Origin of the sequence: Duganella hordei (genome assembly GCF_040369125.1) — a bacterium.
GTDB classification, from domain to species: domain Bacteria; phylum Pseudomonadota; class Gammaproteobacteria; order Burkholderiales; family Burkholderiaceae_D; genus Rugamonas; species Rugamonas hordei.
The window spans coordinates 13941-31343 of record NZ_BPWI01000026.1 but is presented as its reverse complement, the minus strand read 5'-3'; the positions used below and the strand labels follow the sequence as shown (position 1 = coordinate 31343).

Here is a 17403-nt window from a genome sequence, read left to right as displayed (position 1 = left end):
TGCCGGCATGACTGAACTGAAAAACTGCCCGGCTCCGGCCAAGCTCAACCTGTTCCTGCACGTGAACGGCCGCCGCGCCGACGGCTACCACCTGCTGCAGACCGTATTCCAGCTGATCGACCACGGCGACACGCTGCATTTCACGCTGCGCGACGACACGGCCCTGCGCCGCGTGACCGACCTGCCGGGCGTGCCGGAAGAGAGCGACCTGATCATCCGCGCCGCCAGGCTGCTGCAGGCCGAGGTGCTGCGCCGCCAGGGCGCCTTGCCGCGCGGCGTGGACATCGCCATCGACAAGATCCTGCCCATGGGCGGCGGCCTGGGCGGCGGTTCGTCCGACGCGGCCACCACGCTGATGGCCTTGAACAAGCTGTGGAACGCCGGCCTGGACCGGCAGGAACTGATGGCGCTGGGCCTGCCGCTGGGCGCCGACATCCCGTTCTTCATCTTTGGCGAAACCGCCTTTGCCGAAGGGGTGGGGGAGGCCATGCGGCCGGTTCAGGCGCCGGATTGTTGGTATGTCGTCATCGAACCGGGCGTGGCGGTGCCGACCGCGGCAATTTTTTGCTCGGAATATTTGACAAGGGATACTCCCCCCGTCATAATAACGGACTTTTCCAGCCACCTCGAAAATCGAAACGGGTTGACAGGGTTTGGAAAGAATGACTTGCAGCAGGTAGCAACCAGGTTGTTCCCGCCGGTGGCAGAGGCGATAGAATGGCTGGGGGCTTACGGTGATGCCAGGATGACTGGCTCCGGTGCTTGCGTGTTTAGTGCGGTGGCAACCGAGGCTGAAGCGGATGCGGTGCTTGAAAAAGTGCCGGCGAAGTGGAAAGCGTGGAAGGCCAAAGCGCTGGAACGCCACCCGATCATCGCGGCGCTGTAGGGCATAAAAAGGCACAAAAAAATTTGGCTTAGCGTGAAAATGGCTGTAAAATACCGGCCAGTAACGACAAGCAGTCAGTTGCGTAGGGGAATCGCCAAGCTGGTTAAGGCACTGGATTTTGATTCCAGCATACCAAGGTTCGAATCCTTGTTCCCCTGCCATTCGTTTGTATCTGGATCCGTCGAGGCGCAAGTCTCCGGCCAGGTAAAGCAAAGATGGCTCCGCCCAGAGCGAGTCATTCTACTAAGATACTACTAGTACAGCGCCACGCGGCTTTCGCTGGCGATCCTTCAAAAATTTCTACGACTATCTCTGGGACTCCCATGGCTTACGAAAACCTGATGGTTTTTACCGGCAACGCTAATCCTGCGTTGGCAGAAGGAGTCGCAAAAAATCTCGGCATCCCTCTCGGCAAGGCAAACGTCTCGAAATTCTCGGACGGCGAAGTGATGGTCGAAATTAACGAAAACGTCCGCGGCAAAGACGTCTTCGTCCTGCAATCGACTTGTGCACCAACCAACGACAGCCTGATGGAACTGATCCTGATGGTCGACGCGCTCAAGCGCGCGTCCGCTGGCCGTATCACCGCTGCGATCCCTTACTTTGGCTATGCCCGCCAAGACCGCCGCCCGCGTTCGGCGCGCGTCGCGATCTCGGCCAAGGTGGTGGCCAATATGCTGGAAAAAGCCGGCGTCGAGCGCGTCCTGATCATGGATCTGCACGCGGACCAGATCCAGGGCTTCTTCGATATCCCGGTTGACAATATTTACGCTTCGCCAATTCTGCTGGGCGACCTGCAGAAGAAGAACTACCAGGACCTGCTGGTGGTGTCGCCGGACGTCGGCGGCGTGGTCCGCGCGCGCGCGCTGGCAAAACGCCTGGGCTGCGACCTGGCCATCATCGACAAGCGCCGTCCGAAGGCCAACGTGTCCGAAGTGATGAACATCATCGGTGAAGTCGAAGGCCGCAACTGCGTGATCATGGACGACATGGTCGACACCGCGGGCACGCTGGTCAAGGCGGCCGAGGTGCTGAAAGAGCGCGGCGCACAGAAAGTGATCGCGTATTGCACGCACCCTGTGCTGTCCGGCCCGGCGATCGAGCGCATCACCAATTCGTCGCTGGACGAGCTGGTCGTGACCGACACCATTCCGTTGTCCGACGCGGCCAAGGCTTGCGGCAAGATCCGCCAGCTGACCTGCGCACCGCTGCTGGCCGAGACGTTCAAACGCATCATCAAGGGCGACTCGGTGATCTCCCTGTTTATCGACTGAGATAAACGGTTTAGCCAGTTTTTGAGGCGGCGCGACAAGCAAAAACGCTTGTCGCGCCGTTGTACTTCCCGGTTTCATGAGCGCAGTCAGCTCATTTTCGAGGCACCCTGGTCGCGGGGGCCTCATAACACGGGGCGCGAGCCCTGTTATTTTTGGAGTATCACATGAAAGTTGTTGCATTCAAACGCGAATTGCAAGGTTCCGGAGCGAGCCGCCGCCTGCGCAATTCGGGCCAAACCCCAGGCATCATCTACGGCGGTACCGAAGCGCCAGTGACCATCTCGCTGGATCACAACGCGCTGTACCACGCGCTGAAAAAAGAAGCCTTCCACTCGTCGATCCTGGATCTGGAAATCGACGGCAAGACCCAGCAAGTGCTGCTGCGCGACTTCCAAGTCCACGCATACAAGCAACTGGTTCTGCACGCTGACTTCCAGCGCGTTGACGCTTCGAAAAAAGTGCACATGAAAGTGGCTCTGCACTTCGCTAACGCCGATGTGTCCCCGGCAGTCAAACTGCACGGCGCCACCATCAGCCACGTAGCCAACGAAATCGAAGTTTCGTGCCTGCCGAAAGACCTGCCAGAGTTCATCACCGTTGACCTGTCGAACATCGACGTCGGCCACTCGCTGCACATCGGTGAACTGACCCTGCCAGCCGGCGTGACCGCAATCACCCACGGCGCCAACCTGACCATCGCTACCGCTTCGGTACCAGCTGGTCACGTGGCTGCTGAAGCTGCTGCAACCGAAGCTGCTCCTGCAGCTGAAGCCAAGCCAGCCGCCAAAGCCAAGAAGTAATCACATCACTGACACCGCCCTCGGGCGGTTGATGCAAGAAGCCCGCCGGCCATGCCTGGCGGGCTTTTTTACCATAAGCACACCATGCCCATACGTCTCATCGTCGGCCTAGGCAACCCCGGCCCCGAATACGAACAAACCCGCCACAACGCCGGCTTCTGGCTGGTGGACAATCTCGCCAACGACGTCGGCGCGCGCCTGCAGCGCGAGACCAAGTACAACGCGCTGATGGCCCGGGCCTCCGTCGCCGGCCAGGAAGTGTATCTGCTGGAGCCGCAGACGTATATGAACCGCTCCGGCCAGTCGGTCGGCGCGCTGTGCCGCTTCTTCAAGATCGCGCCGGACGAGGTGCTGGTCGTGCACGACGAACTGGACCTGATGCCCGGCACCGTGCGCCTGAAGAAGGGCGGCTCGTCCGGCGGCCACAACGGCCTGAAGGACATCACCGCCGCGCTCGGCACGCAGGATTACTGGCGGCTGCGGCTCGGCATTGGCCACCCGCGCACGCTCAGCCTGCAGCAACAGGTGGCGGACTTCGTGCTGCACCGTCCGCGCCGCGAAGACCAGGAGCTGATCGAGCAGGCGATAGCCAAGTCGCTGCTGGTGATGCCGCAGATCGTCGAAGGCAAGTTCGACGCCGCCACGATGAAGTTGCATACGGCCTGAAGCGCCGGTGGTATGCTGGAGCCATCCCCACTCCAGCACAAGGACCATCGATGAAGCTCATCCCGATCGCCGCGCTGCTGCTGCCGCTGGCGCAAGCGGCCCAGGCGCAGCAAGGCGCCGCCGTCTCCAGCCAGATCAATGGCATGTATCCCCAGCTCGACGCGATCTACAAGGACTTGCACGCGCATCCCGAGATCGCCTTCCAGGAGCAGCGCACGGCCGCCAGGCTGGCCGCCGAGATGCGCGCGATCGGCTTCGAGGTGACCGAGAAGGTCGGCAAGACCGGCATCGTCGCCATCTACAAGAACGGCGCCGGCCCGACGGTGCTGGTGCGCACCGAGATGGACGGCCTGCCGATGGAGGAAAAGTCCGGCTTCGCGTATTCCAGCAAGGCGCATGCGCTGCTGGACGGCAAGGACACGATGGTGGCCCACAGCTGCGGCCACGACGTCCACATGACCGCCTGGCTGGGCGCCGCGCGCGCGCTGGTGGCGATGAAGGCGCAATGGAAGGGCACCCTGATGTTCATCGGGCAGCCGGCCGAGGAGACCGTCAGCGGGGCCAAGGCCATGCTGGCCGACGGCCTGTTCAAGCGCTTCGGCAAGCCGGACTACGCGTTCGCGCTGCACAGCTGGCCGCTGGCCTACGGCACCATCGGCTACAACAGCGGCGCGGTGTCGTCGAACTCGGACGCGATAGAAATCACCTTCAAGGGCCGCGGCGGCCACGGCTCGGCGCCGGACAAGGCGCTGGACCCGATCGCCATCGCCGCCCGCTTCGTGGTGGAGGTGCAGACGGTGGTCAGCCGCGAGAAGGATCCGAAGGAGTTCGGCGTGGTGACGATAGGCGCGATCAACGGCGGCACGGTCGGCAACATCATCCCGGACACGGTGCGCGTGCGCGGCACGATACGCTCGTACAGCCCGGAGGTACGGGCCAAGCTGCTGGCCGGCGTGCGCCGCATCGCCAACGCGTCGGCCGCGATGGCCGACGCGCCGGCGCCGGACGTGGAGCTGATCAGCGGCGGCGCCGCGATTGAAAACAGCGACGCGCTGGTCACCCGCACCGAAGGCGTGCTGAAGCAAGCCTTCGGCGACGCCAACGTCACCCGCATGCCGGCGATGACGGCCAGCGAGGACTTCTCGCAATTCGTCAACGAGGGCGTGCCGGGGATGTTCTTCTTCACCGGCGTCTACGATCCGAAGGCGGTGGCCGAGGCGGCCAGGCCGGGGGGCAAGCCGCTTGCCTTCAACCATTCGCCGTACTACGCGCCGGTGCCCGAACCGTCGATCAAGACCGCCGCCCAGGCGATGACCTTGGCGGTCTTGAACGTGCTGCCCAAATAAATCCGGGGTCAGATCCGAAAATTGGACACGGCCTCTGCCGTAGCGGCCGCTACGGCAGAGGCCGTGTCCAATTTTCGGATCTGACCCCGGGTTTTTATTTGCTGGCGGCGATCCAGCGGTCGACGCGGGCTTCCAGGATCGGCAGCGGCAAGGTGCCGTCGCCGATCACGACCTCGTGGAATTTCTGGTAGCTGAACTTGTCGCCCAGCGCCTGCTGCGCGCGCGCCCGCAGTTCCAGGATCTTCAGCGAGCCGATCTTGTAGCTCAGCGCCTGCGCCGGCCATACCATGTAGCGCTCGATCTGGTTTTTGGCGCGCGCTTCCGGCCAGCCCAGCGTGTCGGCCAGGTAGGCGATCGCCTGTTCGCGGCTCCAGCCCTTGGCGTGCATGCCGGTGTCGACCACCAGCCGCGCGGCGCGCAGCATTTCCGCGTTCAGGTGGCCGTAGTAGGCCACCGGATCTTCATACAAGCCCATCTCGCGGCCCAGCGTTTCCGAGTACAGCGCCCAGCCTTCGGTGTAGGCCGCGCTGTTCGGGTTCTCGGTGCTGAACTTGCGGAAGTCCGGCAGGTCCAGCTCTTTCAGCAGCGCCGCGTGCAGGTGGTGGCCCGGCACGCCTTCGTGCAGGAACAGGCTGACCATGTCGACCCGGCTGTATTTTTTCGGGTCGTTTACCACCGGCCAGAATACGCCCGGATGCGAGCCGTCCGCCGCCGACGGCGTGTAGTGGTCGGACGCGGTGGCGCGCGTCAGTTCCGGCTCCAGGTGCAGCTCCAGCTTGGCTTTCGGGATCAGGCTGAAATAGGTCGGCAGCTTGGTCTGCACCTGCGCGTAGATGTCGCGGTAGGCTTGCAGCACCTGTTCGTCGCTGGTGAAGATCCTGAACTTGTCCTGCGCGCCCACCCATTGCGGCAGCTGTTTTTCCGGGCCGTCGTAGCCCAGCTTGGGACCGAGCGCGGCCAGCTGCTGCTGGATGCGCGCCACTTCCTTCAGGCCCAGCTCATGCACCGCGTCCGGCGTCAGCGGCAGGTTGGTGCTGTCCTTGATGCGGGCCGCGTACCAGGCGGCGCCGTTCGGCAGCGCGCTCCAGCCGGTGCTGGCGCGGCTGGCCGGCAGATACTCGTTTTCCAGGAAGCTGACCAGGCGGTTCAGCGCCGGCGCGATCTTGCCGTCGACCGTCTTCAGGTAGGCGGCGGTCAGCTTCTGCTGGTCGGCGGCCGAGAAGCCTGCCGGGAAGCGCGTCACCGGCGAATAGTAGACACTGGCTTCCGGCGTCGCGCTGCGCAGGTTCTGGAACTGCGGCAGCATCGCCACCGTGATCGCCTTGGGTTGCACCACGCCGGCGCGCATGCCTTCCCTCATGTTGGCGATGGCCTGGTCGATCCAGCCCGGCAGCTGGTTCAGCCGGCTCAGGTAGGCCTGGTACTGCTTGACCGTGCCCAGCGGCTGCGAACCGGTGCCGTCGGCGTAGTTGGCCAGCGTGGTGATCACATTGTCGAAATGATTCAGCGGCAGCAGATGCTCGGGGAAGGACTCCAGTTGCATCGCGTTGTTCAGTTCGTAGGACAGCAGGTCGTAGGTCAGCTGGTCCTGGCTGCCCAGCTGGTCGCGGCGCACCGCCATCAGCTGCTTCTGCATGCCGCGGTACAGCGCGAACTGGGCCGCGCGCACCTTGGGCGAAATACTCAGGCCGATCTGGTCGTCGTAGCGGCTGTCGCCGTTGGCGGTGGCGAACAGCAGCGGATCGAACTTGCAGCGCGCGGTGTGGAAGGCCGCCGCCAGCCTGGCCAGCTGCTTTTGCGCCGCGCCGGCCCGCACCTGCGTGTTGGCCGTGGCCGCCAGCGCCGGCGGCGCCATGCCGGCCCCCATCAGTAACGTCGCAATCAGGGTGGCGGTGGTCAGCGCGGCGCGCGGGCGGCGGGAGTGGGGCATACGTTGTCCTCGATGGGTAGTGGATAGCGCCAAGCAGTCTAGCATCTCTGGCGCTGGACGCAACAGGGGCGGACGCCTTGCCGGCCGTCCGCCCCCGTATCCATCATGGACTACTGCGTTACATCAACCTTGCTTGGCCTTGCGGCGGCGCGCGGCGAAGCCGGTCAGGCCCAGGCCGGCCAGCAGCATGGCGTAGGTCTCCGGTTCCGGAACGGCTTGCGCCAAGCCGTCCATCGCGTAGATTTGAGCGGTGGTTTTATTGTAGGTTGGATTGGCCAGGATGTTCTGGTTCAGGTTCCAGCCCATGGCGTCAAACGCGGCCAGGTCGTTCTGGGTCACCGAACCGCCGGCACAGGCGGCGATGGTTGGGTCCATGATGCCGACCGAGCGGGTGCTCAGGAAGCATTTGCCACCCAGGTCCAGCACGGCCTTGTTGTCGGCCCAGTGCGAAGTCTGGTTGCCGTCGCCGTTGTAGGCACCGGTCGAGAAGAACGCCGCTTCCTGGTTGTTGTCCGGCAGGTTGAACACGCTGGCGCCGCCGTCGATCGAGAAGAACGCGGTCTTGTTGGCGCCCCAGTTCAGGTAGCGGGTGCCGTTGGCTTCCACGCCGGAACCATAGCGGAACAGGTCGAGCGTGCTGCCGATGGCGAACTCGTCGATATTGGTGGTGCCGAAGGCGCCGGCGTTAAAGAGCGAAGCGTATGGGCCTTTGCCGCCCAGCAGATCGAATGTGTCGGAGCCGCTGACGAAGCCCAGCGCGTGGCCGATTTCATGCACGGCAACGGCGGTGAAGTCGTATTTGCCGGTGGCGATGCCGTCGGTCGGATTGAAGTCGAAGGCGAAGTTGGAGCTGAAGGTGATGCTGGCGTCGGCGTGATGGGCCGCATAACTGCCGGTGTAAGTGGCGTTCATGCCCATGGCTTTCAGCACAGAGGTGTTGACGTCCAGGTACTGGTTGATACCGTTGCTGCCGTTCGAGATACGGCTGTTCAGCGTGGTGTCGATGCCGCTTTGGGCTGCTGCGTCCTTGTAGGCGTTGACGCGCATGGCCAAGTCGGTGCCGTTGGCCAGTGTCGGCAGGTGGGCCACGGCGGACGCGTCGAGCGCGCTGTTGCCGGTGGTCTGCAGGCCATGATAGACGTTGGCGACCGACACCACGTTCGAGTTGCTGCCGGTGCTGCCGAGGATGCCGGCGCCCAGTGCGGCGAAGCTAATGTCGATATTGATCGTGGCGTTGTTGGTCAGCGTCTGGTTCCAGTAGTTGGCAGCTTTCTGGAAGGCGAACAGCGCCTGCACACCCTGCGGGCTGGACGAGAAGCTGCCGGTGCTGTCGATCAGGACAATATTGGCAGACATCGCTGGCACGGCCATCGCCGCGGCAACTGCCGTGGCACCCAGTTTAAGGACTAAGGACTTTTTCAATTTATTTCTCTCCCTATGAGCGGTATTTCTCTGTACCCGTGCTCTTGTAGGCCGGGTCGATTTTGTTTGGGTTGGGATCGGCCACCCCGCCGTAGTCAGCAATTGACGTTCAGAAAGACTAGCATAAAGGTTAATTTTTGTTGTGTTAACATCACTTAGTTATTTGAAAAAAAATTAAAATTTACAACAGTCGAGCTTGCCTCAAATAATCTACCGCGATCCATCCCGGCGGCGGCGCGCCCGGTTTTTTTGAACAGAGGCGGCAGCAGGGGTACAATTGACCCTTGAACGCTGTTATTCAGCCCGAATATCCCGAAAACGCCCTCTCGCTGGCCGCTTTTCACGAGCCGCTCGCCGGCGCAATTGATAATTAAAGGTTTTTCATGAGTCTCCAATGCGGCATCGTCGGCCTGCCTAACGTCGGCAAGTCCACCCTCTTCAACGCCCTGACCAAGGCCGGCATTCCGGCCGAGAACTATCCGTTCTGCACCATCGAACCCAACGTCGGCGTGGTCGAAGTGCCGGATCCGCGCATGGGCGCGCTGGCCGAGATCGTCAAGCCCGAGCGCATGGTCAACGCCATCGTGGAATTCGTCGACATCGCCGGCCTGGTGGCGGGCGCGTCGCAGGGCGAGGGCCTGGGCAACCAGTTCCTGTCGCACATCCGCGAAACCGACGCCATCGTCAACGTGGTGCGCTGCTTCGAGGACGACAACGTGATCCACGTGGCCGGCAAGGTCAGCCCGCTGGACGACATCGAAGTGATCCAGACCGAGCTGGCGCTGGCCGACCTGGGCACCGTGGAAAAAGCCATCCACCGCGAAAACAAGAAAGCCCGTTCGGGCGACAAGGACGCCGCCAAGCTGCTGGCCATCATGGAGCGCATCGTGCCGCACCTGAACGAAGCCAAGCCGGTGCGCGCGATGGGCCTGGACGCCGACGAAATGGCGCTGATCAAGCCGCTGTGCCTGATCACCGCCAAGCCGGCCATGTACGTGGCCAACGTCTCCGACACCGGCTTCAAGGACAACCCGCTGCTGGACCAGCTGACCGCCTACGCCGCCACCCAGAACGCGCCCATCGTCGCCATCTGCGCCTCGATCGAAGCGGAAATCGCCGATCTGGACGACGCCGACAAGACCGCCTTCCTGACCGACATGGGCATGGAAGAGCCAGGCCTGGACCGCCTGATCCGCGCCGCCTACAAGCTGCTGGGCCTGCAGACCTACTTCACCGCCGGCGTCAAGGAAGTGCGCGCCTGGACCATCCACATCGGTGACACCGCGCCGCAGGCGGCCGGCGTGATCCATACCGACTTCGAACGCGGCTTCATCCGCGCGCAAACCATCGCCTACGACGACTACATCCAGTACAAGGGCGAGGCCGGCGCCAAGGAAGTGGGCAAGATGCGCGCCGAAGGCAAGGAGTACGTGGTCAAGGACGGGGACGTGCTGAACTTCCTGTTCAACGTCTAACCGAAAGCCGCGAAATTCGCGGCTTTTTTATTGCCTATTCTGGCCTGGCGCTGCAGAATGCGTTGTAAATGCAACGCACAGGTCCAACTATGAAAACCGCAACATTTCCATCTCTACGCGTCGATCCCGAACTGCGGCAGGCGGCCGAGGACAGCCTGCAGGAAGGCGAAACGATTTCGAGCTTTGTCGAGCAGTCGATACGCGACAATATCGGGCGTCGCCAGCGGCAACGCGAATTCCTTGAGCGTGGCCTGGTCTCGCGGGACGAGGCGGCTCGCAGTGGGGCTTACGTCAGCTCCGAGGCGGTGCTGGGCCGGCTTGAGCAGATGCTGGCAAAGGCCAAGGGCGGCAAGTGACCTTTTCCGTTCGCTTCACGCAACATGCGGAGTCGGATCTGGTCCGGTTGTATGAATTCATTCTGCAACGCGACGAGAACGATTGGGCGCTTGCGGAACAGGCACTGGACGCCATCAAGCATGCCATCCGGGGTTTGGAGTTGTCGCCTTTCAGCTATCGCAAGGCGGCTGCGGACAACCCTTTCATACGTGAGTTGATCATCCCATTTGGCGCATCCGGCTACGTCGCGCTATTTGAAATTGAAGACGGGCAGACGGTGACTGTGCTGGCGCTGCGGCATCAGCTTGAAGACGACTATTATTGACCACCGGATACATGTGCATATGCCCGGCACGATATAAGACGTCGCAATCGACCTGCTAGTATGAGGTTTCCTCATGCATTATGCCGGACTGGACACATCATGATGGTAGGGCGATTGGCGAAGACCTGGCTGGCCGGATTCCTGATGTTGTGGGCGCAGGCCGGCCTCGCGGCGGAGAAGGTTCCGCTGTACACCTACTATGTCGACCCGCCGTTCGCCGTCGGCGCCGACTCCCTGACCGACAAGCTGGCCGCATGGCTGAGCCAGCGCTCGCAAGGCCGCTACCTGTTCGTCCCCACACAACTGCCAAGGCGCCGGCTCGACGCGCTGATCGCGCAGCCGCACTGGCGCGGCGTGGTGGCCTGGGCTAATCCGGCATGGTTCGGCGAGACCGTCCATCCCCGGCAAAGCTGGACCCGCCCCTACATGGTCGATGCCAACCTGGTGGTGTCGTTGCGCAGCGAGCCGATAGCCTACGAGAACGACCGCTCGCTGGAAGGGCGCCGCGTCGGCAGCGTGCTCGGTTTCAGCTACCCCGACCTGGACGCCATGCTCAAGGCCGGCAAGCTGACGCGCGACGACGCCAACGGCGAATTCCAGAACCTGCTCAAGCTCAAGCTGCAGCGCGTGCAAGTGGCCTTCCTGCAGGCCAGTTCCTTTCCCTACTTCAAGCGCGAATTTCCCGACATGGACGACTGGGCTTATGTCGCCGCCAAGCCACGGACGGTGTTCGAGCGCTCGCTGTTCATGGCGCCGGGCCAGCCGGCGCTGCGGGCCTTCCTGGATGCCCAGCTGGACCTGCTGATCGCCGACCGGGACTGGCAAACCCGGCTGGGAACCTGCCCGCTGGTGGCGCCCGGTCTGGTCCGGCAGATGGACGCCACACGCAAGCTATGCCGGTAGGCAGCCTTTGTTGGGTATAATCGCCGGATTGCCGGAGCGCCGGACCGCGCGTCTGCCTCCCTCACCCGTCCCACCCTTCACTAGAAAAAATACTCCTCATGGCTTCTTCCAACGATAACGTCAGCATGGCGCTGTTCTGCGATTTCGAAAACGTGGCGCTCGGTGTGCGCGACGCCAACTACGACAAGTTCGACATCAAGCCGGTGCTGGAGCGTTTGCTGCTGAAGGGCAGCATCGTGGTCAAGAAGGCGTATTGCGACTGGGACCGCTACAAGGCCTTCAAGGCGCCGATGCACGAGGCCAACTTCGAGCTGATCGAGATCCCCCACGTGCGCCAGTCCGGCAAGAACTCGGCCGACATCCGCATGGTCGTCGATGCGCTGGACTTGTGCTACACCAAGTCCCACGTCGACACCTTCGTCATCATTTCCGGCGATTCCGATTTCTCGCCGCTGGTGTCCAAGCTGCGCGAGAACGCCAAGAAGGTGATCGGCGTCGGCGTCAAGCAGTCGACCTCCGACTTGCTGGTGGCCAACTGCGATGAATTCATTTTCTACGACGACCTGGTGCGCGAGAGCCGCCGCGCCAAGCGCGAGGCCAGCAACGAGACCAAGCCGGCGGTCAAGCGCTCGCCGGAAGAGGAACGCGCCCGCCGCGACGAGATGGACAAGCGCCGCAACCAGGCGGTGGAAATCGCTGTCAATACCTTCGAGGCGCTGGTGCTGGAACGTGGCGACAGCGGCAAGATCTGGGCTTCCGTGCTGAAGGAGGCGATCAAGCGCCGCAAGCCGGATTTCAGCGAATCCTATTACGGCTTCCGCACTTTCGGCAACCTGATCGAGGAATGCAAGGCGCGCGGGCTGCTGGAATTCGGCCGTGACGACAAGTCCGGCGCCTATGTGTATCGCGGCAGCGGCGTGCCGACCGCCGGCGGCTCGTCGGCCGACTCGTCCGGCGCCGACGGCATGACGGTGGAGGCGCAGGAAGGCGGCAAGCCCGAATCGCGCCGCAGCCGCGGCCGCGGCCGTACCGCCGCCGAGCGCTTTGCCGAACGCCAGGCCGAGCGGCTGGCGCAGCAGGCCCGCGCGCCGCAGGAATCGGATGAGCCGTCGGCGATTGAACTCGACGCGGAACACAATTATGTCGAACCGGAGCAGCTGGCCGGACAGCCGGAGGCTGCCGAAGTACCGGCAGCGGCGCCGGCAGGCGAGGGCGAGCGCGGTGGTCGTGGCCGTGGTCGCGGCAATCGCGGCGGACGTGGCAATCGCCAGGACGGGCAGGGTGGCAATGTTGCGCCTGCCGCAGCGGTCGCGGAGGCGCCGGTAGTGCTGGAAGCAGCCATCGAACTGCCGGTCGCGGCCGAACCGGTCGCAGCCGAGCCCGCGCCGGCCAAGAAGAAAAGCGGCGCCAAGCCGCCGGCACGCAAGCTGAAAACAGCGGCCAAGCCTAAGACGGAAAACACCAGGCAGGCCAAGGGCGGCAACGGCGCCGGCGAACAGCCGGCTGCTGCGGCGCCAGCCCCGGCTCCGGTGGAAGCTGCACCGGCTCCGGCTCCCGTCGATGCCGGCGCCAGCCCGGCCGAGGCGACAGCCAAGCCAGCCAAGGCCAAGGCCGCCGCCAAGCCGGCCCGCAAGCCGGCCGCGCGTACCCCGCGTCCAGCGAAGGCCAAGGCGACCCTGGAAGAGTAAGCCGGGGAGGGCGCGGCGGCGGCAAGCCGCTGCGCTCAACGCCGTTCTCAATCGTATAATGACAATGTTTTCATCTGACTAACCGGCGGCCCGGCCGCCTTGCAAGGTGCTGAGCATGCCCATTCTTTCCGACATCACGCTGTATCCGATCAAGTCCTGCGGCGGCATGCCGCTGCAGGAAGCCACGCTGACCACCACCGGTCTGATGACCGAACAGATCTACGACCGCGAGTGGATGGTGGTGGATGCCGCCGGCGTCTGCCTGACCCAGCGCGAACATCCGCGCATGGCGCTGATCGCGCCGACCTTGAAAGGCGCCACGCTGGAGCTGCGCGCGCCCGGCATGCTGCGGCTGGAAATTCCGCTCGGCCTGCCGGATCCCGACAGCGCGCCCACCCTCACCACCCAAGTCTGGGACGATACCGTGCTGGCCTACGACTGCGACGACCTGACCGCCGAATGGTTCACCAAGGCCATCGGCGTGCCGTGCCGGCTGGCGCGCTTCCACGCCAAGTCCGAGCGCGCCGTCAGCGACAAATGGACCAACGGCGTGGCCGCCACCACCATGTTCTCGGACGGCTACCCTATGCTGGTGGCCGGCACCGCCTCGCTGGACGATCTGAACGGCAAGCTGCGCGCTGCCGGCCGCGAGGCGATCCCGATGAACCGCTTCCGTCCCAACCTGGTGATCGACGGCATCGAAGCCTTCGAGGAGGACTATGCCGAATCGTTCCAGCTCGGCGATGCCCTGCTGAAACCGGTCAAGCCCTGCCCGCGTTGCCCCATGCCGTCGGTGAACCAGGCCACCGGCGAATTCGGTCCCGATCCGCTGGACATCATGCAAAGCTACCGGGCCAAGCCGGAGGTCGACGGCGCCTTGTGTTTCGGCATGAACAGCATCCTGATTGCCGGCGAAGGCCAACGCGTGCGCGTCGGACAGGAAATCGTGGTTACACTGGCCTTTTAACGCACACCGGCATTCCCAAGTGGCAAAACTTGGCGTAATGTGGCAACTGATATGAAACCAGGTGACGAGTAAGGGCCTATATGACGCAAACTGCAACCGGCAAGTTCACGCCCCAGACCGATCACGCCGCGCGCGCGACGGACCTGGCGGCCGAAAACCAGGCCCTGCGGGCGCGCATGGCCTACCTGCTCGAACAGGCCGAGCGCAACCACTCGATCATGACCCGGCACCAGGCGTTCGACCTGGAGATCGTCGGCGCCGGCAATTTTCCCGAACTGATAGGCACCATCTTCCGTGTACTTCCGGTTATTTCCGAACTGGACAGCGTGACCCTGACCTTGCTTGACGAGGACGCCGACATCCGTACCGTGATGGGCAAGCTGGACGTGGTGTTCGCAGATTTCCCCGACCTGATTTTCGTTGAAGAACTGGACAACCTGGGTTTCGACCTGAGCCAGCGCAACGCCTACACGCCGACGCCCAAGCCGGTGCTGGGCATGTACGACCGGCAGCGCCACGCCACGCCATTCCCGAACGCGCCGGCAGGCCTGCAAAGCGTGGCGCTGGTGCCGCTGCTGCGCAACAAGCGCATCATCGGCAGCCTGAACCTGGGCAGCTGCGACCCGACCCGCTTCACGCCCAGCCTGGGCACCGACTTCATCGAGCACATGGCGTCTATCATCGCCATCTGTCTGGAAAACGTCATCAGCAACGAGATGCTCAAGTACATCGGGCTGACCGATTCGCTGACCGGCGTCTACAACCGCCGCTATATCGACCGCCGCCTGCTGGAGGAGATCGCCCGCGCGCGGCGCCAGTCCTATCCGATCTCGTTCATGTACATCGACATCGACCACTTCAAGCGCGTCAACGACACGGTCGGCCACGGCGGCGGCGACGACGTGCTGCGCGAAGTGGCCAACCGCATCAAGAACGAGTTGCGCACGTCCGACGCGCTGGCGCGTTTCGGCGGCGAGGAATTCGTCGTGCTGCTGATCGACGCCAACCTGGAAGCGGCCGCCTTTGTCGCCGAGCGCATCCGCGCCAGCGTGGCCGGCAGCATGATCGCGCTGTCGCAGGAGTTGCAGTTGTCGGTGACGGTATCGATTGGCGTGGCCTGCCTGGACGCCGGCGAAGCGGAAGGTGATCCGGCCGCGGTGGCCCGCGCCTGGGTGGCCGAGGCGGACACGCTGCTGTACGTGGCCAAGGAATCCGGCCGCAACCGCGTGGTCAGCCGCCGCGAACAATAATCCGGGGTCAGATCCAAAAAATGGACACGAGCTCTACCGTAGCGACCGCTACGGTAGAGCTCGTGTCCATTTTTTGGATCTGACCCCGTCTTTAACGCAGCAGACGCTGCTCGGCGCGGTGGACCGCGTCGGCGGCGCCGCGCAACACCACCACGTCACCCGCTTCCAGCACGATCTCCGGACTGACATCGAGCCGGCCCTTGCCGCGGCGGATGCTGCTCACCTCGGCGCCGGCGCCGCTGACGTCGATCTCGCCCAGCGGCTTGCCGACGCCGGACGCACTGCCGTTCAGGGTCACCGAATGCAGCCGCTCCAGATCGGCCTCCTCGCCGGCGTCGCTGGCGCCGTGGAAGTAGCCGCGCAGCGAGGCGTAGCGCTCCTCGCGCGCCGCCTGCACCCGGTGCACCACGCGCCGCAGCGGCACGCCCAGCATCACCAGCGCGTGCGAGGCCAGCATCAGGCTGCCTTCCATCAGTTCCGGCACCACTTCGGCCGCGCCGGCCGCCTTCAGCATGTCGAGGTCGGTATCGTCGTGCGAGCGCACGATCACCGGCAGCGTCGGCGCCAGTTCATGCACCAGGTGCAGCACCTTCAGCGCCGACGGCGTGCTGGCGTAGGTGATCACCACCGCGCTGGCACGGTAGATGCCGGCGGCCACCAGGCTTTCGCGCCGCGCCGCGTCGCCGTACGACACCTGCCGGCCCGCGCTCTGCGCTTCCTGTACCCGCTCCGGGTCCAGGTCCAGCGCGTGGTAGTCGATCTTCTCTTCGCTCAGCATGGTGGCCAGGTTCTGGCCGCTGCGGCCGAAGCCGCACACGATCACGTGCTTGTTGGTGGACATGGTGCGGCTGGCGATCTTGGTCAGCGCCAGCGACTGCATCATCCATTCGTTGGCCGACACCTTCATGACGATCTGGTCCGACTTGGAGATGATGAACGGCGCCACCAGCATCGACAGCACCATCGACGCCAGCACCACCTGGATGATGAACGGGTCCATCAGGTTGATGCCGCCCGCCAGGTTCAGCAGCACGAAGCCGAACTCGCCCGCCTGCGCCAGCGCCAGGCCGGTGCGCATCGACACGCCGTCCGAGGCGCCGAACAGCTTGGCCAGGCCGGCGATCAGCGCGAACTTCAGCAGCACCGGGCCGGCCAGCAGCACCAGCACCAGCCACCAGTTTTCCAGCACCAGGTGGACGTTGAGCAGCATGCCGATGGTGATGAAGAACAGCCCCAGCAGCACGTCGCGGAAGGGCTTGATGTCCTCTTCCACCTGGTGCTTGAATTCGGTTTCGGAAATCAGCATGCCGGCCACGAAGGCGCCCAGCGCGAGCGACAGGCCGGCGCGCTCGGTGATCCAGGCCGCGCCCAAGGTGATCAGCAGCAGGTTCAGCATGAACAGTTCCTGCGAGCGCCGCTTGACCACGATGGTGAACCAGGTGCGCACCAGCTTCTGGCCGAAGAACAGCAGCAGCGCCAGCACGATGACGGCCTTGACGCCGGCCCAGGCCAGCGTCTCGACCAGCGCGTCCGGCCGCTGGCCCAGCGAGGGGATCAAGATCAGCAGCGGCACCACGGCCAGATCCTGGAACAGCAGGATGCCGATGATCTTGCGGCCGTGCTCGCTTTCCAGCTCCAGCCGCTCTGTCAGCATTTTTGACACGATGGCCGTCGACGACATCGCCAGCGCGCCGCCCAGCGCAAACGCGGCCTGCCAGCCGATATGGATGTCGGCCGGCAGCTGGGTGGCGAGGGCCCAGCCGAACACCATGGTCGCGACGATGGTCAGCCCCACCTGCGCCATGCCCAGCCCGAACACGATGCTGCGCATGGCCAGTAATTTGGGCAGGGAGAATTCCAGCCCGATGGAGAACATCAGGAACACCACGCCGAATTCGGCCAGCGAGTGGGTCGCCTCGCTTGATTCGGCCAGGCCCAGCGCGTGCGGGCCGATCAGGATGCCGACGGCCAGGTAGCCGAGCATGGGCGGCAGGTGCAGCATGCGGAAAGCGACGACGCCGAGCACCGCGCTTCCCAGCAGGATCAGCGTTAATTCCAGCGGCGTAAACGTCATGTCAACATAGCCAGTAAAAAAATATAATTTCGTTGTTTGTGGGCCGATGCGGGGGTTATGT

General features: G+C 63.9%; 15 protein-coding genes and 1 tRNA gene. 13 read left to right on the top strand and 3 right to left on the bottom strand.

Going from position 1 to position 17403, the window contains the following annotated elements; all coding sequences use genetic code 11:
- Positions 1 to 7 precede the first annotated feature (7 nt).
- The 6 genes from ispE to ABWW33_RS30880 all read left to right on the top strand — a co-directional run bounded on the left by ispE (position 8) and on the right by ABWW33_RS30880 (position 4972).
- Positions 8 to 886: a 4-(cytidine 5'-diphospho)-2-C-methyl-D-erythritol kinase gene (gene ispE, locus ABWW33_RS30905; RefSeq protein WP_353405278.1), complete on the top strand. Its 879-nt coding sequence runs from the start codon at positions 8 to 10 to the stop codon at positions 884 to 886.
- Between the two features lie 84 nt (positions 887 to 970).
- A tRNA-Gln gene (locus ABWW33_RS30900) sits at positions 971 to 1047 on the top strand.
- A 162-nt stretch (positions 1048 to 1209) separates the two neighbouring features.
- On the top strand, positions 1210 to 2160 hold the full coding sequence (locus tag ABWW33_RS30895; RefSeq protein ID WP_176655291.1) for a ribose-phosphate pyrophosphokinase: 951 nt from the start codon (positions 1210 to 1212) through the stop codon (positions 2158 to 2160).
- Between the two features lie 164 nt (positions 2161 to 2324).
- The gene (locus ABWW33_RS30890) at positions 2325 to 2960 is read left to right on the top strand and encodes a 50S ribosomal protein L25/general stress protein Ctc (RefSeq protein ID WP_176655292.1); all 636 of its coding nucleotides are present in this window, start codon (positions 2325 to 2327) and stop codon (positions 2958 to 2960) included.
- Positions 2961 to 3044: 84 nt separating this feature from the next.
- Positions 3045 to 3626: an aminoacyl-tRNA hydrolase gene (pth, locus tag ABWW33_RS30885; protein ID WP_353405277.1), complete on the top strand. Its 582-nt coding sequence runs from the start codon at positions 3045 to 3047 to the stop codon at positions 3624 to 3626.
- 50 nt (positions 3627 to 3676) lie between these two features.
- The gene (locus tag ABWW33_RS30880) at positions 3677 to 4972 is read left to right on the top strand and encodes an amidohydrolase (RefSeq protein WP_353405276.1); all 1296 of its coding nucleotides are present in this window, start codon (positions 3677 to 3679) and stop codon (positions 4970 to 4972) included.
- Positions 4973 to 5066: 94 nt separating this feature from the next.
- Here ABWW33_RS30880 and ABWW33_RS30875 read toward each other — a convergent pair whose 3' ends face one another.
- Entirely contained in the window at positions 5067 to 6902 is a 1836-nt protein-coding gene (locus tag ABWW33_RS30875; RefSeq protein ID WP_353405275.1) for a DUF885 domain-containing protein, read from the bottom strand.
- Positions 6903 to 7025: 123 nt separating this feature from the next.
- Entirely contained in the window at positions 7026 to 8258 is a 1233-nt protein-coding gene (locus tag ABWW33_RS30870; RefSeq protein ID WP_353405274.1) for an NF038122 family metalloprotease, read from the bottom strand.
- A gap of 449 nt (positions 8259 to 8707) precedes the next feature.
- Between ABWW33_RS30870 and ychF the strand changes: the two genes are divergently transcribed.
- The 7 genes from ychF to ABWW33_RS30835 all read left to right on the top strand — a co-directional run bounded on the left by ychF (position 8708) and on the right by ABWW33_RS30835 (position 15268).
- The gene (ychF, locus tag ABWW33_RS30865) at positions 8708 to 9799 is read left to right on the top strand and encodes a redox-regulated ATPase YchF (protein ID WP_176655296.1); all 1092 of its coding nucleotides are present in this window, start codon (positions 8708 to 8710) and stop codon (positions 9797 to 9799) included.
- A gap of 89 nt (positions 9800 to 9888) precedes the next feature.
- Positions 9889 to 10155: a YlcI/YnfO family protein gene (locus ABWW33_RS30860; RefSeq protein ID WP_353405273.1), complete on the top strand. Its 267-nt coding sequence runs from the start codon at positions 9889 to 9891 to the stop codon at positions 10153 to 10155.
- A complete protein-coding gene (locus ABWW33_RS30855; RefSeq protein WP_353405272.1) occupies positions 10152 to 10460 on the top strand; it encodes a type II toxin-antitoxin system RelE/ParE family toxin in 309 nt (102 codons plus the stop codon). Before ABWW33_RS30860 ends, ABWW33_RS30855 begins: the two co-directional genes overlap by 4 nt.
- A gap of 99 nt (positions 10461 to 10559) precedes the next feature.
- Positions 10560 to 11363 (top strand): transporter substrate-binding domain-containing protein, encoded by an 804-nt coding sequence (locus ABWW33_RS30850; protein ID WP_176655299.1) that lies wholly within the window; start codon positions 10560 to 10562, stop codon positions 11361 to 11363.
- A 98-nt stretch (positions 11364 to 11461) separates the two neighbouring features.
- Entirely contained in the window at positions 11462 to 13051 is a 1590-nt protein-coding gene (locus ABWW33_RS30845) for an NYN domain-containing protein (RefSeq protein ID WP_353405271.1), read from the top strand.
- 115 nt (positions 13052 to 13166) lie between these two features.
- On the top strand, positions 13167 to 14018 hold the full coding sequence (locus ABWW33_RS30840; RefSeq protein WP_353405270.1) for an MOSC domain-containing protein: 852 nt from the start codon (positions 13167 to 13169) through the stop codon (positions 14016 to 14018).
- 80 nt (positions 14019 to 14098) lie between these two features.
- Positions 14099 to 15268, top strand: a complete 1170-nt coding sequence (locus ABWW33_RS30835) for a GGDEF domain-containing protein (RefSeq protein ID WP_353405269.1) — start codon at positions 14099 to 14101, stop codon at positions 15266 to 15268.
- A 91-nt stretch (positions 15269 to 15359) separates the two neighbouring features.
- Here ABWW33_RS30835 and ABWW33_RS30830 read toward each other — a convergent pair whose 3' ends face one another.
- A complete protein-coding gene (locus tag ABWW33_RS30830) occupies positions 15360 to 17342 on the bottom strand; it encodes a monovalent cation:proton antiporter family protein (protein ID WP_353405268.1) in 1983 nt (660 codons plus the stop codon).
- Positions 17343 to 17403: the final 61 nt, after the last annotated feature.

Excerpts from the sequence above, each read along its gene's own strand:
- ispE (WP_353405278.1), top strand. The coding sequence starts at position 8 with ATGACTGAACTGAAAAACTGCCCGGCTCCGGCCAAGCTCAACCTGTTC.
- ABWW33_RS30830 (WP_353405268.1), bottom strand. The coding sequence starts at position 17,342 with ATGACGTTTACGCCGCTGGAATTAACGCTGATCCTGCTGGGAAGCGCG.
- ABWW33_RS30895 (WP_176655291.1), top strand. The coding sequence starts at position 1,210 with ATGGCTTACGAAAACCTGATGGTTTTTACCGGCAACGCTAATCCTGCG.
- ABWW33_RS30860 (WP_353405273.1), top strand. The coding sequence starts at position 9,889 with ATGAAAACCGCAACATTTCCATCTCTACGCGTCGATCCCGAACTGCGG.
- ABWW33_RS30835 (WP_353405269.1), top strand. The coding sequence starts at position 14,099 with ATGACGCAAACTGCAACCGGCAAGTTCACGCCCCAGACCGATCACGCC.
- ABWW33_RS30870 (WP_353405274.1), bottom strand. The coding sequence starts at position 8,258 with ATGTCTGCCAATATTGTCCTGATCGACAGCACCGGCAGCTTCTCGTCC.
- ABWW33_RS30875 (WP_353405275.1), bottom strand. The coding sequence starts at position 6,902 with ATGCCCCACTCCCGCCGCCCGCGCGCCGCGCTGACCACCGCCACCCTG.
- ABWW33_RS30840 (WP_353405270.1), top strand. The coding sequence starts at position 13,167 with ATGCCCATTCTTTCCGACATCACGCTGTATCCGATCAAGTCCTGCGGC.
- ABWW33_RS30850 (WP_176655299.1), top strand. The coding sequence starts at position 10,560 with ATGATGGTAGGGCGATTGGCGAAGACCTGGCTGGCCGGATTCCTGATG.
- ychF (WP_176655296.1), top strand. The coding sequence starts at position 8,708 with ATGAGTCTCCAATGCGGCATCGTCGGCCTGCCTAACGTCGGCAAGTCC.
- ABWW33_RS30880 (WP_353405276.1), top strand. The coding sequence starts at position 3,677 with ATGAAGCTCATCCCGATCGCCGCGCTGCTGCTGCCGCTGGCGCAAGCG.
- pth (WP_353405277.1), top strand. The coding sequence starts at position 3,045 with ATGCCCATACGTCTCATCGTCGGCCTAGGCAACCCCGGCCCCGAATAC.
- ABWW33_RS30845 (WP_353405271.1), top strand. The coding sequence starts at position 11,462 with ATGGCTTCTTCCAACGATAACGTCAGCATGGCGCTGTTCTGCGATTTC.
- ABWW33_RS30890 (WP_176655292.1), top strand. The coding sequence starts at position 2,325 with ATGAAAGTTGTTGCATTCAAACGCGAATTGCAAGGTTCCGGAGCGAGC.